The organism is Bradyrhizobium sp. (assembly GCF_047605465.1).
GTDB lineage: Bacteria > Pseudomonadota > Alphaproteobacteria > Rhizobiales > Xanthobacteraceae > Bradyrhizobium.
Genome location: NZ_JASGFS010000102.1, coordinates 1 through 13,344, shown reverse-complemented (window position 1 = coordinate 13,344; position 13,344 = coordinate 1). Strand labels below are relative to the sequence as shown.

The 13,344-nt window shown below is 64.8% G+C and carries 16 protein-coding genes; 9 read left to right on the top strand and 7 right to left on the bottom strand.

The genetic code is table 11. The features are described 5' to 3' along the window. On the top strand, nt 1-1,063 hold a 1,063-nt coding region (locus QM712_RS35040; protein WP_415027724.1), incomplete at its 5' end, for a hypothetical protein. Nucleotides 1,064-1,351: 288 nt separating this feature from the next. Here the strand turns inward: QM712_RS35040 and QM712_RS35035 are convergent. Further along, nucleotides 1,352-1,702, bottom strand: a complete 351-nt coding sequence (locus QM712_RS35035) for a hypothetical protein (protein ID WP_415027723.1) — start codon at nt 1,700-1,702, stop codon at nt 1,352-1,354. A gap of 181 nt (nt 1,703-1,883) precedes the next feature. After that, nucleotides 1,884-2,144 (bottom strand): hypothetical protein, encoded by a 261-nt coding sequence (locus QM712_RS35030; RefSeq protein WP_415027722.1) that lies wholly within the window; start codon nt 2,142-2,144, stop codon nt 1,884-1,886. A 133-nt stretch (nt 2,145-2,277) separates the two neighbouring features. Here QM712_RS35030 and QM712_RS35025 point away from each other — a divergent pair, with 133 nt between their 5' ends. Next, nucleotides 2,278-2,703 (top strand): DUF5413 family protein, encoded by a 426-nt coding sequence (locus tag QM712_RS35025; RefSeq protein WP_415027721.1) that lies wholly within the window; start codon nt 2,278-2,280, stop codon nt 2,701-2,703. A 62-nt stretch (nt 2,704-2,765) separates the two neighbouring features. Next, nucleotides 2,766-3,323, top strand: coding sequence for a DUF4112 domain-containing protein (locus QM712_RS35020; RefSeq protein WP_415027720.1), 558 nt, complete (start codon nt 2,766-2,768; stop codon nt 3,321-3,323). A gap of 287 nt (nt 3,324-3,610) precedes the next feature. Here the strand turns inward: QM712_RS35020 and QM712_RS35015 are convergent, their stop codons facing one another. The 4 genes from QM712_RS35015 to msrA all read right to left on the bottom strand — a co-directional run bounded on the left by QM712_RS35015 (nt 3,611) and on the right by msrA (nt 5,543). After that, complete coding sequence (locus tag QM712_RS35015) at nt 3,611-3,904, bottom strand: hypothetical protein (RefSeq protein ID WP_415027719.1); 294 nt, start codon at nt 3,902-3,904, stop codon at nt 3,611-3,613. A 214-nt stretch (nt 3,905-4,118) separates the two neighbouring features. Further along, nucleotides 4,119-4,283: a DUF3309 family protein gene (locus tag QM712_RS35010; RefSeq protein WP_415027718.1), complete on the bottom strand. Its 165-nt coding sequence runs from the start codon at nt 4,281-4,283 to the stop codon at nt 4,119-4,121. Nucleotides 4,284-4,388: 105 nt separating this feature from the next. Continuing rightward, on the bottom strand, nt 4,389-4,808 hold the full coding sequence (gene msrB, locus QM712_RS35005) for a peptide-methionine (R)-S-oxide reductase MsrB (protein WP_415027717.1): 420 nt from the start codon (nt 4,806-4,808) through the stop codon (nt 4,389-4,391). A 30-nt stretch (nt 4,809-4,838) separates the two neighbouring features. Continuing rightward, nucleotides 4,839-5,543, bottom strand: a complete 705-nt coding sequence (msrA, locus tag QM712_RS35000) for a peptide-methionine (S)-S-oxide reductase MsrA (RefSeq protein WP_415027716.1) — start codon at nt 5,541-5,543, stop codon at nt 4,839-4,841. Between the two features lie 240 nt (nt 5,544-5,783). Between msrA and QM712_RS34995 the strand changes: the two genes are divergently transcribed. Next, the gene (locus QM712_RS34995; protein WP_415027715.1) at nt 5,784-7,490 is read left to right on the top strand and encodes a caspase family protein; all 1,707 of its coding nucleotides are present in this window, start codon (nt 5,784-5,786) and stop codon (nt 7,488-7,490) included. Between the two features lie 85 nt (nt 7,491-7,575). On the opposite strand, the gene QM712_RS34990 is transcribed toward QM712_RS34995, so the two are convergent. After that, on the bottom strand, nt 7,576-8,691 hold the full coding sequence (locus tag QM712_RS34990) for an ATP-dependent DNA helicase (protein ID WP_415027714.1): 1,116 nt from the start codon (nt 8,689-8,691) through the stop codon (nt 7,576-7,578). Between the two features lie 345 nt (nt 8,692-9,036). Between QM712_RS34990 and QM712_RS34985 the strand changes: the two genes are divergently transcribed. The 5 genes from QM712_RS34985 (at nt 9,037) to QM712_RS34965 (ending at nt 12,672) form a co-directional block, all read left to right on the top strand. Further along, the gene (locus QM712_RS34985) at nt 9,037-9,381 is read left to right on the top strand and encodes an ArsR/SmtB family transcription factor (protein ID WP_415027713.1); all 345 of its coding nucleotides are present in this window, start codon (nt 9,037-9,039) and stop codon (nt 9,379-9,381) included. Nucleotides 9,382-9,392: 11 nt separating this feature from the next. Then, nucleotides 9,393-9,866: an ArsI/CadI family heavy metal resistance metalloenzyme gene (locus tag QM712_RS34980; protein WP_415027712.1), complete on the top strand. Its 474-nt coding sequence runs from the start codon at nt 9,393-9,395 to the stop codon at nt 9,864-9,866. A gap of 138 nt (nt 9,867-10,004) precedes the next feature. Next, nucleotides 10,005-11,210, top strand: coding sequence for an LLM class flavin-dependent oxidoreductase (locus tag QM712_RS34975; protein ID WP_415027711.1), 1,206 nt, complete (start codon nt 10,005-10,007; stop codon nt 11,208-11,210). A gap of 265 nt (nt 11,211-11,475) precedes the next feature. Beyond that, nucleotides 11,476-12,264 (top strand): helix-turn-helix transcriptional regulator, encoded by a 789-nt coding sequence (locus QM712_RS34970; RefSeq protein WP_415027710.1) that lies wholly within the window; start codon nt 11,476-11,478, stop codon nt 12,262-12,264. 129 nt (nt 12,265-12,393) lie between these two features. Further along, nucleotides 12,394-12,672, top strand: a complete 279-nt coding sequence (locus tag QM712_RS34965) for a hypothetical protein (protein ID WP_415027709.1) — start codon at nt 12,394-12,396, stop codon at nt 12,670-12,672. Nucleotides 12,673-13,344 lie beyond the last annotated feature (672 nt).

Sequence of the window (13,344 nt, the reverse complement as noted above, 5' to 3'; positions counted from 1 at the left end):
GCCGCGGACACCCGGAGCCTGCGGCTTCCGCGACATCACCGCCGACGTCAATGATCTCGGCGGCGCCGCCGCGCAGGCCAATCGCGCCGCGCGCCGCACCTATGCCAACGTGCCCTCGCCCTCGCCGGAATTCGATCGGCTGGAGCCGAGCCTGGAAAATCGCGCCGGCGAGCAGGACGCACCTTATTCCTATGACGAGTCGATCGAGGAGGCGGAGCGCTACGCGCCGCAGCCGCCATCGCCCCGTCCGCGCATCGCGCCCGACCGCGAAGCCAAGAAGCGGGCCCGCTCGGGCTCCATCTTCCCGTTCAAGAGCGCGATCGCCGTCGGCATCGTCCTGATCCTGGTCGGCGCCGGTATCCTGTGGGGCAAGCCGCTGATGCAGACCGTGAGCGGTCTGCTCAAATCGTCGCCCACCACCCAGGTGGTGGAAGCGCCGAAGGATACGTCGCAGCCGCAGAGCAAGCCCAAGATTCCCGATCGCGTCGGCCAGCCTTCGGCCAGCGACCAGCCGGTCGCGCCGGTGGCACAGAAGGTCGTGCTCTATGACGAGGATCCGTCCGATCCGAAGGGCAAGCAATATGTCGGCTCGGTGGTGTGGCGGCTCGAGCCGATCAAGGCGTCGGGCAACCAGAAAGCCGACGTCGCCGTGCGTGCCGACATCGAGATCCCGGACCGCAAGTTCAAGATGACGATGTCGTTCCGCCGCAATACCGACTCCTCTCTGCCGGCGAGCCATACCGCGGAGCTGACCTTCATCCTCCCGCCGGATTTCCCGGGCGGCAGCGTGTCCAACGTGCCGGGCATCCTGATGAAGTCGAACGAGCAGGCGCGCGGCACGCCGCTCGCGGGCCTCGCGGTCAAGGTCACCGACGGCTTCTTCCTGGTCGGCCTGTCCAACGTCGACGCCGACCGCGCCCGCAACGTCCAGCTCCTGAAGGAGCGTTCCTGGTTCGACGTGCCGCTGGTCTACGCCAACCAGCGCCGTGCCATCATCGCCATCGAGAAGGGCGCTCCGGGCGAGCGCGCATTCAACGATGCCTTCGCGCAGTGGGGCGACTAGGCGCTTCGCTCCGCCCGCCGGGCAGAGCTATCGCATCTGAATTGAAAGGCTGCCGAACCTGCGTGGTTCGCCCGGCGGTGCAAAGCATCGTCCGGAGACCCTCGCTGATGGCGAACTCGTCACCATTCTTTATATCTCGCCGCAAAGCGTGACCTCATCCCGAGGGACAGCCGCAGCCGGTCGCTCGAAGGATGGCCGCGAACGAGATTCTCGCCGCGTTTTCCTGATGCGCGATCGTCCCGCCCCAATGGGGAATGGTGAACCGACCTTTGCGACCGGAATCCGGTGCTATTGCGCCGCGGCTTCCCGCTTCCGCGTGGCCGCGGCGGCCGCTGCCTCGCGGTCCATCACGGCGCGGCAGCCCGGGCTGACCTGCGCCTTGTTCCGCACCATGCAGGCTCTGACCCGCGATATGTCGGGGATCTCGCTCGAACACAGCCGCATCGCGTCGCCCGTGCACATCTGCTGCGCTTCGGAAGAAAAGGCGAGGCCGGGCGATGTCTGGAATGCAAAGGCGGTGGTGGCGACGGCGAAGAGCGAAGCGATCGTCTGGTAGCGTGTCATGAACAATGCGTCCCCGAGTTCCGTGGGTTGAACCACTTGGTTTTGGGGCGCTGCACGCGGCTTGAGCTGCCGCATGTCACAGCCTTCACGCCGGGAACTCAATCCCGCATGTGGTCGCTCGATCTCGTGTGATTTTCGAATCGAAGGTGCTGCGCCGCCCGAGCCGAGTATGCGTCATTGTCGCGAGGCTGCAATGGCACGCACGAATGAATTCGCAAATGTTGCGCGCACGTCACGCAACATTTGCGAACGGCACTCACATGCCGTGGCTCTGGAACACCTTGCTACAGGACTTCGAGAGCTTCGCCCGGTTCGCCTGCAGGCAACTCTGCACCGCACCATCGTTGCCGAGATCCTTGCGGCAGAAGCGCGACGCATCCCGCGAGCAGGCTTGCTGCTCCTGCTGGGTGCCCATGTGCCCCTGCGCGAGCGCCGGCGTGCTGGAGAGGCCACCCAGGGTCGTGAGGGTGATGGCCGTGAACGTCATCGTTGCAAGGGAAAACAATTTGCGGGACATCGGATCTCACAGAGTAATTTCAACCCTGTCAAAACGCCTCGCGTTGCCGCTTGTTCCCCCCGGCGCTCCAACCCGCTATCCAAGGTTCCCGCCGCGCTGCTATAAAAAGCCGTTGAGTGGTGAGGAGTCCTCGATGAAACGCTATCTGGTGTTCGCGCTCGTTGGTCCGTTCGTGGGCGGGTTCCTGCTGCTGCTGACGACGACCTATCAGTCCGGCTACTGGACCCAGACCAGCCTCGGCGAGGTGGGCAAGCTGTTCGTGGTGTTCTTCAAGACGCTGCAATACAGCTATCTCTTCGGCTTCCTGCCCTCGCTGATGATCGGCGCGGTGGACGACATCCTGATCCACGTCAGGCGGATCGGCCCGGTGCTGCGGATGCTGCTGGTCGGCCTGTTCGCATTCATCCTGGCCTCGTTGACTTACGGCTCGCGCGGACCGGATTCCGGCCTTGTGCAATTCGTCCTCTACGGCCTGGTCGGCTTCGTGCCGGCAGTGGTGTCGTCCTGGATCGTGCATACATATGTCGAGGAGCCGAGCCCGGCGGCGGCACCGACCTGAGCGCGCGGCCTTTCGGCAAGCGGCAGCAACCTTCCGCCGTGCGAGTGCGTTTCCATCAGGCGATGACCATGTTTGACGATGATACCCTCGAAAGGCGCGGTCCCCGGACCGGGCGGACGTCGCGCGAGTCCTTTCCGGGCGGCAAGCCGCGCGGGCCGATCATCGACCAGGAAGGCCACGAGATTCGGCCGGAGACGCTGGAGCAGGGCTTTCGCGAGTTTCACTTCGCGTTCGGCAAGGACAACCCGTTCGCCGGCAACCCGTTCGGCAATCTCACGCGCGAGCAGCGGATCGCGCGGCTCGAGGCTCTGGCGAAACTGCTCGACGTCGCCTTCGTTCTGCCCGGAACGAACATCCGCTACGGCATCGACGGCCTGATCGGGCTGATCCCGGTCGTCGGCGACATCATCACCACGGCGATCTCGCTGTGGCTGGTGCGCGAGGCGAGGGCGCTGGGCGCGCCCTGGTACATCACGGCGCGGATGCTCGGCAACGTCGCGGTCGACGGCGTGGTCGGCATCGTTCCGTTCGCGGGCGACGCCTTCGACGTCATGTTCCGTGCCAACATGCGCAACGTGCGCCTCCTGCGCCGCTGGCTCGACAAGCAGCCGCGCATCTGACGTTGAGAGGCCGTGTCCTCGGCCTGCATGGTTCGAGACGCTCGCCTGAGGCGGGCCTGTCACCATGAGGGTTTGATATCCAAGGTCTGATATCTCGCCGCGGAACGACACCTCATCCTGAGGGACCGCCTGAGGCGGTCGTCTCGAAGGATGGCCGCAGGCGCGTTTCAGCCGCGCTCCTTCATATGCGGCTTCGCTGACGAAGGCAGAGGCCGCCCAAAACGCAAAAAGCGCGACAGCCCTTGGGCCATCGCGCTTTCAGCGCACATCGGAGGCTTGCGAAAAACTTACGCCGCGTCGGCGTCGGTCTCGGCGGCCGGAGCCGGCTTCGGGCGGCGGGGCAGCGGGAAAGCTTCGCTCTCGTAGAGGGAGCGGATGCCGTTCTGGTCGAAACGTGCTTCCTCGACCTGCAGGTAGGCGCCGTTCAAGGAATCCGTCGGCAACTGCTCCATCGCGAACTGCACGGCCTCGGCCGCAGTGCCGAACCGCCGGTAGGTGAAGCCTGCGCGCTTCTTCTTGCGGATGGCGGCGGGGAAGAGTTCGGCGGAGGTGTTGAAGTTGAACGGACGCATCGGACGCATGGTCAAAGACCTCGTGATCTTCTCTGGGGCTTTAAGCGCGTGGGGTTTGGGAGGGCAGAGGCCACAATCGAGCGGGCCCGCCGCACATGTCATTTTCGCCTCCTAATATAGGCCGTTTTGACAAAATTGCGACCCCTGCGAACGGAGATGATGAATCCGCGCATGGCAGCTCCGCAGCCGTGATAAGTGTAGTAATTTCAGGTGCTTATGGAGCCTAAAGCTTGCCCATGAGCAGCAGGACGATCAGCACCACGAGCACGACGCCGCCGATCCCCATGCCGGAATGGCCCATGCCGTAGCCATAGCCGCCGATCCGGCCGGACATGCCGCCGATCAGATAGATGATCACCAGGATGATCAGGATGGTCCCAAGGGTCATGGCATCCTCCCTGGCGGCGCCGCGAATGCGGTGATTGGTCGCACCGCCAGGAGAGAAAAGCGCATTCCCACCATCGGGTTCCGTGCCGGAACCCGATGGCTCCGCTTATTTCGGCTCGAGCTTCAGCGCCGCCGAGTTGATGCAGTAGCGCAGTCCGGTCGGACCGGGGCCGTCGGGGAAGACATGGCCGAGATGGCCGCTGCATTTGGAGCAGAGCACCTCGGTGCGGATCATGCCGTGGCTGACGTCGCGCTCCTCGTCGATATGGCTCTCGACCGAGGGCTGGGTGAAGCTCGGCCAGCCGCATCCGGAGTCGAACTTGGCGTCGGACTCGAACAGCACGTTGCCGCAGCCGGCGCAGACATAGGTGCCGGCGCGGTGGTCGTGCTCGTATTCGCCGGAGAAGGGGCGTTCGGTCGCCTTCTCGCGCAGCACCGCGTACTGCATCGGCGACAATTCGCGCCGCCACTGCTCTTCGCTCTTGATGACCTTGTCGTCCGTTGTTTTCGTCCTGGTGTCGGGCATGGATCTCCCGTTCTCTCGATGATCTCGCGATCAGTTGGTGGCCTTGCTGGCACTCACCAGCGTCGGCTTTTCAATGTAGTTATCCGCGAACAGTTTTTTCAGGTTCTCGACCTTCGGGATGTCGTTGTAGGCGATGTAGGGCTGGGTTGGATGCAGCGTCAGATAGTCCTGATGGTAGGCTTCCGCCGGGTAGAACGCCTCCAGCGCGCCGACCTTGGTCACGATCGGCTTGTTGAACACCTTGGCGCCGTTGAGCTGGGCGATGTAGGCATCGGCCACCTTCTTCTGCTCGTCGGAGGTGGTGAAGATCGCGGAGCGATATTGCGTGCCGACGTCCGGACCCTGGCGGTTGAGCTGGGTCGGGTCGTGCGCCACCGAGAAGTAGATCTGCAGGATCTTGCCGTAGGAGATCTTCTTCGGGTCGTACTTGATCTCGACCGACTCGGCATGCCCGGTCGTGCCGCTCGACACGGTGTGGTAGTCGGCGGTCGCCTTGCTGCCGCCGGCATAGCCGGAGACCGCGTTGACGACACCCGCGGTGTGCTGGAACACGCCCTGCACCCCCCAGAAGCAGCCGCCGGCCACGACGGCGGTCTGGATGCCGTTTGCGGGTGCGGCGTCCATCGCGGGCGCGGGGATCACGACCGCATCCTCGGCGGCGCGGGTCGGTGCGGCGAAGGCGAGTGTCAGCGCGGTGGTGGCGGCGAGCAGGGACAGGACTGCGGGGCGGCGCATGGCGGATCCTCTTTGGGAAGGTCTAGTCTAGGGTGGTTGAGGCCGGGCGAACAGCCTGCCCGGCGTTTTCGGTCACCACAGATACGGGCGCGGCCGCCGATTGTTACGGCGGGGCGGACACGAGTCTGTGACACGGGCAGGTCGCGACGGCCCGGCTTGGCGAGCCCTGGAACTCCGGGCTAGATGAACCCGCGCCATCGCCGATCGACTTAGAAATGTGGCTGGAGCTGATCTGACAACATGCTGCGCGTCGTTTCCCCGACCTTCGCCGTCCTCTTCGTCGCCTTCGCGGCCTTGGCCGCCTCCGCGCCGATCGCCGCGGCCGATCCGCAAGCCGCCGACGATCTGACCACCTGCCGCGACCGACAGGCGGAGGCCCAGGCCCGCGCCACGGCCTGCGACAACCTGCTCAACGCCAACCGCGTGACCGGCAAGGACAAGGCGATCGCGCTCGGGGTGCGCGGCAACACGCTGATCAACAAGCGCGACTACGATCACGCGATCGAGGCGCTCACGCCCGCCATCGAGGCCGACCCCGACAATGTCGGGATCATCAACCTGCGCGGGGTCGCCTATGAGCGAAAGGGCCAGGACGACCTCGCGATGGCCGACTACAATCTCGCCATCCAGAAGCGCGCCAATTATGGCGTCCCCTACAGCAATCGCGGCACCATTCAGCTCCGCCGGGGCGCCCTGCAGAGCGCGCTCGACGATTTCAGCCTGGCGGTCAAGTTCGCGCCGAAATTCCTGCTCGGCTGGACCAATCGCGCGCGTGTGCGCACGCTGACCAAGGATTTCGACGGCGCGCTGGCGGACTTCGCCGAGGCCGAGAAGATCGATCCCGCCGCGCCGCAGATCGCCGGCAACCGCTGCATCACCTACGGGCTGATGGGCAAGTACGACCAGGCCTTCGCCGATTGCGACGGCCTGATCCAGAAACAGCCGAAGAACACCTTCGCGATGAACAATCGCGGCGACGTCTACATGATGAAGGGCGATCTCGACGCCGCCCTGAAGGACTACAACGCGGTCATCCAGATCAACCCGAACAATGTGCGGGCGCATTCCGGCCGCGGCCAGATCTACGAGCACAAGCACGATCTCGCCCAGGCGCGCGCCGACTATCGCGCGGCGGCCTATTCGCTGACCACGTTCGACGATCTCGACGTCGCGCGCGCCCGCGCCAAGGCGCAGGAACGGCTCGCCGCGCTCACCCCGCAGGCGCCGGCCGCGGCGACGGGACGCCGCGTGGCGCTGGTGATCGGCAATGGCGCCTACCGCAACGTCCACGCGCTGCCCAATCCGCCGCGCGACTCCCGGATGATCGCGAGCGTGCTGAAGGATCTCGGATTTCAGACGGTGATGTCGGTCAGTGACCTCACCCGCGACAAGTTCTTCCAGACGCTGCGGGCCTTCGCCGAGGAAGCGGAAAAATCCGACTGGGCCGTGGTCTACTATGCCGGGCACGGCTTCGAGATCGGCGGCGTGAACTATCTCGTGCCGGTCGACGCGAAGCTCACGGTCGACAAGGACGCCGAGACCGAGGCGGTCGCGCTGGAGCAGGTGATCGCGGCCGTCGGCGCCGCGCGAAAAGTGCGCCTGGTGATGCTGGATGCGTGCCGCGACAATCCGTTTGCGCCGACCATGCAGCATACGCTGTCGCTCAAGCTGGTCGACAAGGGCTTTTCCAACATCGAGCCTGGTGCCGGATTCATGGTGGTCTATGCCGCCAAGCACGGCGAGACCGCGATGGACGGCGACGGCGGCGCCGACAGCCCGTTCGCCACGGCGCTCGCCCGCGAAGTGAAGGTGCCGCGCGTCGAGATCAGGAAGCTGTTTGACATCGTCCGCGACGACGTCTGGGCCGCCACCAGGCACGTGCAGCAGCCCTTCACATACGGCTCACCGCCGGGACGCGAGGACTTCTACTTCGTCGCGGGGAAGTAAGGCCGCGCGTGGGAAGCGATGGCCGAGGGACCTGCTCGGTGTTTTCCCGGCCTGGTGCACAATTGCCCACGGGCCGGGACGCCCCCTAGACCACGATGCTCAGCCGCTTCGCCGCACGCGTGATGCCGGTGTACAGCCACCTCGCGCGGCTGTCCTGGAACGCGAAGCTCTCGTCGAACAGCACGACGTCGTCCCATTGCGAGCCCTGCGACTTGTGCACGGTCAGCACGTAGCCGTAGTCGAACTCGTCATAGGGCTTGCGCTGCTCCCAGGCGATCTGCTCGATGCCGCCCTCGAAGCAGTCGGCGCGCACCGAGACCTTCGTGATCTTGTGGCCAAAATCCTCGTCCGGTGACAGGCGCATGCTGAGGATGCGCGATTTCGAGCGCGAGGTGTTGCGCGACTTCACGCGCCACAGGCCGCCGTTGAACAGGCCCTTCTTGCGGTTGTTGCGCAGGCACACCAGCTTGTCGCCGGCGACCGGAAACTGATCCTCGATGTTCTGGCGCTGGCGCACGCGCATGTTGTACGCGCGTCGCGTGTTGTTGCGGCCAACCAGAACCTGGTCGGCGCCCATGACGCGGTCGGGATCGAGCTCCTTGCGGGAGACCACCTCGCTCTCGCCGTAGCGGCCGATGTCGAGCTCGCGGCCTTCGCGCACGTCCATCGACATCCGCACGATCGGATCGTCCTGCGCCTGGCGGTGCACCTCGGTCAGCATCGCGTCGGGTGTGGTGTTGGTGAAGAAGCCGCCGCCCTGGATCGGCGGCAGCTGCGCTGGATCGCCGAGCACCAGCAGCGGACAGTCGAACGACATCAGGTCGCGGCCGAGTTCGGCGTCCACCATCGAGCATTCGTCGATCACGATCAGCTTGGCTTTCGAGGCCGGCGCGTCGTCCCACAGCTCGAAGCTCGGCTGCTCCTCGCCCGACTCGCGGGCGCGGTAGATCAGGGAGTGGATGGTGGAGGCGTCGTCGCAGCCCTTGTTGCGCATGACCAGCGCCGCCTTGCCGGTGAAGGCGGCGAATTTCACCTCGCCATCGACGCCGTCGGCGATGTGCCGCGCCAGCGTGGTCTTGCCTGTGCCGGCGAAGCCGAACAGGCGGAAGACCGGCGGCGTGCCGTTGCGTCCGGGTTTTGCTTTGAGCCAGTCGCCGACGGCTTTGAGCGCGGCATCCTGGTGCGGGGTGAATGTCGGCATGTCTGTCTTGAGGAAGGGCGCAATCGACCGATTCGCCGTTCCCCAAAACTAACCATTCGCACCGGCGGTTCAAGCGCGGGGCGGCCGCGTTCGAAGGCTGTTTCCTTCTGGACATCCCTCGAGACGCCGGCCTTCGGCGAGCCATCAGAATCAGGACGGCGGCCGCGACGTCCACGTTCTGGCGGCTTGTTGCAATTTACGGGGAGCGGAAACGCCGACGCCTTGATCCGGATCGATCGGGAGAGCCGCCGCGATGTCGCAACCCGGCAGGTTGCGATCCGGCGTGGGCGTTGACGAAATGCCCAATCCTTGACGCTGGCGCATCATTTCGATATTCGTTGAAATATGGAAAAGAAGGATGCGGTTACGGCGCTCTCCGCGCTCGCGCAGGACAATCGGCTCGATGTGTTCCGGCTTCTGGTTCAGGCGGGTCCCGAAGGCCTGCCGGCAGGTGCCGTCGCCGAGGCGCTCGACGTTGCACCCAACACGCTGACCTTTCATTTCGACCGGCTGCGGATGGCGGGTCTCGTGACCGTCCGCCGCGAAGGCCGCTCGATGATCTACGCCGCGCAGTTCACGACCATGAACGCCCTGCTCGGCTTCCTCACGGACAATTGCTGCGGCGGGCTCTCCTGCGCGCCCGCCGCAGCCAGAAAATCCGCGCGCAAGCGCATCAAGGTTCCGGCCTGAAGGGACACGCCATGAAGCGCCTCCATGTCCACGTCTCCGTCGAGGATATCTCCCGCTCGGTCGGGTTCTACTCCGCGCTGTTCGCGACGCAGCCGACGGTGGTCAAAGCCGACTATGCCAAGTGGATGCTGGAGGATCCGCGGGTCAACTTCGCGATCTCGACGCGCGGGCGCGAACCCGGCCTCGATCATCTCGGCATCCAGGTCGAGACTGCCGGCGAGCTTCACGAGGTCTATGCCCGCATGCGCGCGGCGGGCGGCGACGTCATCGAGCAGGGCGAGACGACCTGCTGCTACGCCCAATCCGAGAAATCCTGGATCGACGATCCCGCCGGCATCGCCTGGGAGACGTTCCACACGACCGGCGAAAGCACGGTGTATGGCGACGGCAGCGGCGAGAACCAGGCCCGCATCGCGCACGAGAAGACGTCCGCATGTTGCGCGCCTCGGGCGGCCACGAAACCCGCTGCCGCCTGCTGCGAGTGAACGCAACGCCGCGCCGGCGATCCGATGTCTTTTGCAATGACGGAGATGATTCTTCCGCATCGCGGAATTGCGACCGCGTAGACAGCGCCGCATCACGCATTAAGATGCGTGCAACAAGAATAATGCGGGAGAGGCGTCATGAAGTTCGGCATCTTCTATGAGCTGCAACTGCCGCGGCCCTGGGTGGCCGGCGACGAACTCAGGCTCTACCAGAACGCTCTCTCGCAGATGGAACTGGCGGACAAGCTCGGTTACGACCATGCCTGGGTCGTCGAGCATCACTTCCTCGAGGAATATTCGCACTCGCCTTCGCCGGAATCCTTCCTCGCCGCCGCGAGCCAGCGCACCAAGAACATCAGGCTCGGCCACGGCATCCTCCAACTCACCACCAACCATCCGGCCCGCGTGGCCGAGCGCGTCGCGGTGCTCGATCTCCTGTCCAACGGGCGCTGCGAGTTCGGCATGGGCGAGAGCGCATCCATCACCGAGCTCGAACCATTCGGGCGCGACATGGAGACCAAGAAGGAGGTGTTCGAGGAGGCCGTGAGCGCCATCTTCCCGATGTTCGGGGATGCCGGCAGCGAGCATCACGGCAAGTATTTCGACATTCCCCTGCGCAACGTCGTGCCCAAGCCGGTGCAGAAGCCGCACCCGCCATTATGGATGGCCTGCTCGCAGCTTCCGACCATCGAGCGCGCCGGCCGCCACGGCTTCGGCGCGCTCGGCTTTCAGTTCGTCAGCGCCGATGCCGCGCATGCCTGGGTACACGCCTACTACAATGCGATGACCAAGCGGCTGCACAAGCTCGCCGACTACGAGATCAATCCGAACATGGCGCTGGTGTCGTTCTTCATGTGCGCCAAGACCGATGAGGAGGCGCGCGCCCGCGCCGACGGCGCCACCTTCTTCCAGTTCGCGCTGCGCTTCTACGGCGCGTCGCAGAACCGGCAGCGCCCGGCGCCGGGCACGGTCAACATGTGGGATGAGTACAACAAGTGGAAGCGCGACAATCCGGAAGCGCAGGAGGCTGCCCTGCGCGGCGGCCTGATCGGCTCGCCCGACACCATCCGCAAGAAGCTGAAGCGCTTCCAGGGCTCGCATATCGACCAGGTCATCCTGCTCAACCAGGCCGGCAAGAACAGCCACGAACACATCTGTGAATCGCTCGAATTGTTCGGCCGCGAGGTGATGCCGGAGTTCCAGAACGATCCGGCGCAGGCCGCCTGGAAGCAGGGCGTGATGAGCGGCGAGATCAAGCTCGAGGAGATCGACACGCAGGCCTTCACCGACCGCTATGGCAAGCTCGCGGTCAACGTCGCCCCGGCAAAGGCCGCCGCGGGGTAGCGACCGCATTTGGCCCCGCGCGCCTCGTCCTTCGAGACGACCGCTTTGCGGTCTCCTCAGGATGAGGCTCAGAGGCATCGGTGCTTGTCGAAGCGAGGCCGCACACTCGATCCTCATCCTGAGGGCCCGCCAACGACGGGCGTCTCGAAGGATGGCCGCGGGGGGAGGCGCTCCCGCATGCGATTGCCATGCGGAGCGGGAGGTTGCTTCCGCCGCGCCGCCCTTGCTGGTATCCTCCGTCAAAAGACGTTTGCGGAGGAAACCGATGCGGCCCCACGCGATGGCTTCGACGCCAGTGGCTGGTGACGTCACGCCTGCGGTGCTGGCCATCGGCCGGCCCGATTTCCCGAACGTCCTCATCGACACGCTGCGCCGGCAGGCCGGGGTCGGCCATTGCATGGTGTTCGCGCTGAACCGCGCGGGCGCGGCAAGCTGCCTGCTCGATGCCGGCAACATCCCGACCGGCGCCGATCTCGGCGCGGCCTATGCCGGGCAGTTCCACGAATCCGATCCGAACCGCGATGCGCTGTTTGGAGCCGGGAGCAGCGCGCCGATCATGCTGCCCTCTTTCGCGCCGCGCATGTATGGCGCGCGCTATCGCAAGATCTTCTTCAACGACTCCGACATCGTCGACAAATGCGCCACGGCGATCTGGATTGGCGACACCTGCTTCTACGTCAATTTCTACCGCATCACCTCCCAGGGCCGTTTCGGCGAGGTCGAGCGTGCGCGGCTCGAGAGCATCGCCCCGGCGATCGGCGCCAGCGTCGCGCGTCATTTTCAGCAGGCCACGATCGGAACGCCGGAGCAGAACCTCGCCGCGCTGTTCGCGACGCGCGCGCCGCTTTCGACGCTGACGCCACGCGAGCAGGACGTCTGTCGCCGCATCCTGCTCGGTTTCAGCTCCGAAGCGATCTCGCAAACGCTGGGCATCAGCCTGCATTCCACCCTGACCTACCGCAAGCGCGCCTATGAGCGGCTCGGCATCTCCTCGCAGAACGAATTGTTCTCGATCGTGCTGCGCCTGCTCGCGGGGCCGCACGGCCTGAACTGAGGCGCGCTGGTCCGCGATGTCCGCTTGCGAGCGCAAAGCGGATGGGGCGTTCGCCTGCCGGGATCGTCGCCTTTCGACCAAAAGCGAATATCGAACCCGACGTCTCTCGTCGGGAATACGCAAAAACACATGCGAGCGGTGGTGTTCCTGCGCGGTCTCGATATTGAATACCGCGTGCCCGACGGCGGCATAGGGCGGATCAGTCGCAAGCCTTCTTCGGCTGCATCAGAAGAATGCCCGCAGCACTTCGGCGATCAGGGCAAAGGCGGCCAACACGCACGCAGCGCGAGCCCATCGCAACGCCTTCCGAGCGAGAATATTGGCCCCTTCGGCGTGCATCGCCTGAAGCCAAGGATCAATTTCATTATGCGAATTCACAACGACTTCCCTATACTAAAAGTTGTATAAAAAATACCAGGTGAGATCAACCGTCGGATGTTCGACATTCTTGCGCGACGAATTGCCGCGATCGGAGGCCTCATGCGGCAGCTGACCCGAGGCTCCTCGCTTCAGCTATCCCGACGAAGTCGAGATGTGGGGGCCGCATGAAATTGTTGGGTGAGTGGGGCGTCGATACCTCTGATGAGCGCGCCCTGGCCGATCTCGGGAATGTCCGCATGAAATTCGACAGCCGAAGGGCGCTTACCCAGACGGTCGTGCGGCGAACAAGGATCGAATCATAAAGCTTACCTATCGGATCGACGGGGCGGATATATGGACCGATCAGCCGTCTGCCCCTCGGTTCGAACGCGCCGCGTACGCGCGCTCCGATACGGGAGTGCTGACGTTCGCCTTTGACGGTACTCGGCATCGCTTCGTGCGGCCGAAGGGTGTCCGCCACAGCCTCGGCGCTTGTGCGCCGGTTCGTGCGTTGATCTCTCTTCCTTGGTTGTCGATGCATGTCATCGCCTTGGCGATGATGCTTCGGGCCAGAGCGGTTCAGCCGATCCAAAGGTTTTCAGAATGCGTATGAGAACGGCTGTTCGAGACGCTGGTCTTGCAGAGCCGTTCTCGATGCCGGGAGAATCCTCTGCGGTTTCTCGATCGGGCGTCGGGGGGGGGGGGGGCCCGGGCGGCCCC

Coding starts and splice junctions, on each gene's coding strand:
- QM712_RS35035 (WP_415027723.1), bottom strand. CDS start 1,702: ATGCGGCAGCTCAAGCCGCGTGCAGCGCCCCAAAACCAAGTGGTTCAA.
- QM712_RS35030 (WP_415027722.1), bottom strand. CDS start 2,144: ATGTCCCGCAAATTGTTTTCCCTTGCAACGATGACGTTCACGGCCATC.
- QM712_RS35025 (WP_415027721.1), top strand. CDS start 2,278: ATGAAACGCTATCTGGTGTTCGCGCTCGTTGGTCCGTTCGTGGGCGGG.
- QM712_RS35020 (WP_415027720.1), top strand. CDS start 2,766: ATGACCATGTTTGACGATGATACCCTCGAAAGGCGCGGTCCCCGGACC.
- QM712_RS35015 (WP_415027719.1), bottom strand. CDS start 3,904: ATGCGTCCGATGCGTCCGTTCAACTTCAACACCTCCGCCGAACTCTTC.
- QM712_RS35010 (WP_415027718.1), bottom strand. CDS start 4,283: ATGACCCTTGGGACCATCCTGATCATCCTGGTGATCATCTATCTGATC.
- msrB (WP_415027717.1), bottom strand. CDS start 4,808: ATGCCCGACACCAGGACGAAAACAACGGACGACAAGGTCATCAAGAGC.
- msrA (WP_415027716.1), bottom strand. CDS start 5,543: ATGCGCCGCCCCGCAGTCCTGTCCCTGCTCGCCGCCACCACCGCGCTG.
- QM712_RS34995 (WP_415027715.1), top strand. CDS start 5,784: ATGCTGCGCGTCGTTTCCCCGACCTTCGCCGTCCTCTTCGTCGCCTTC.
- QM712_RS34990 (WP_415027714.1), bottom strand. CDS start 8,691: ATGCCGACATTCACCCCGCACCAGGATGCCGCGCTCAAAGCCGTCGGC.
- QM712_RS34985 (WP_415027713.1), top strand. CDS start 9,037: ATGGAAAAGAAGGATGCGGTTACGGCGCTCTCCGCGCTCGCGCAGGAC.
- QM712_RS34980 (WP_415027712.1), top strand. CDS start 9,393: ATGAAGCGCCTCCATGTCCACGTCTCCGTCGAGGATATCTCCCGCTCG.
- QM712_RS34975 (WP_415027711.1), top strand. CDS start 10,005: ATGAAGTTCGGCATCTTCTATGAGCTGCAACTGCCGCGGCCCTGGGTG.
- QM712_RS34970 (WP_415027710.1), top strand. CDS start 11,476: ATGCGGCCCCACGCGATGGCTTCGACGCCAGTGGCTGGTGACGTCACG.
- QM712_RS34965 (WP_415027709.1), top strand. CDS start 12,394: ATGCGAGCGGTGGTGTTCCTGCGCGGTCTCGATATTGAATACCGCGTG.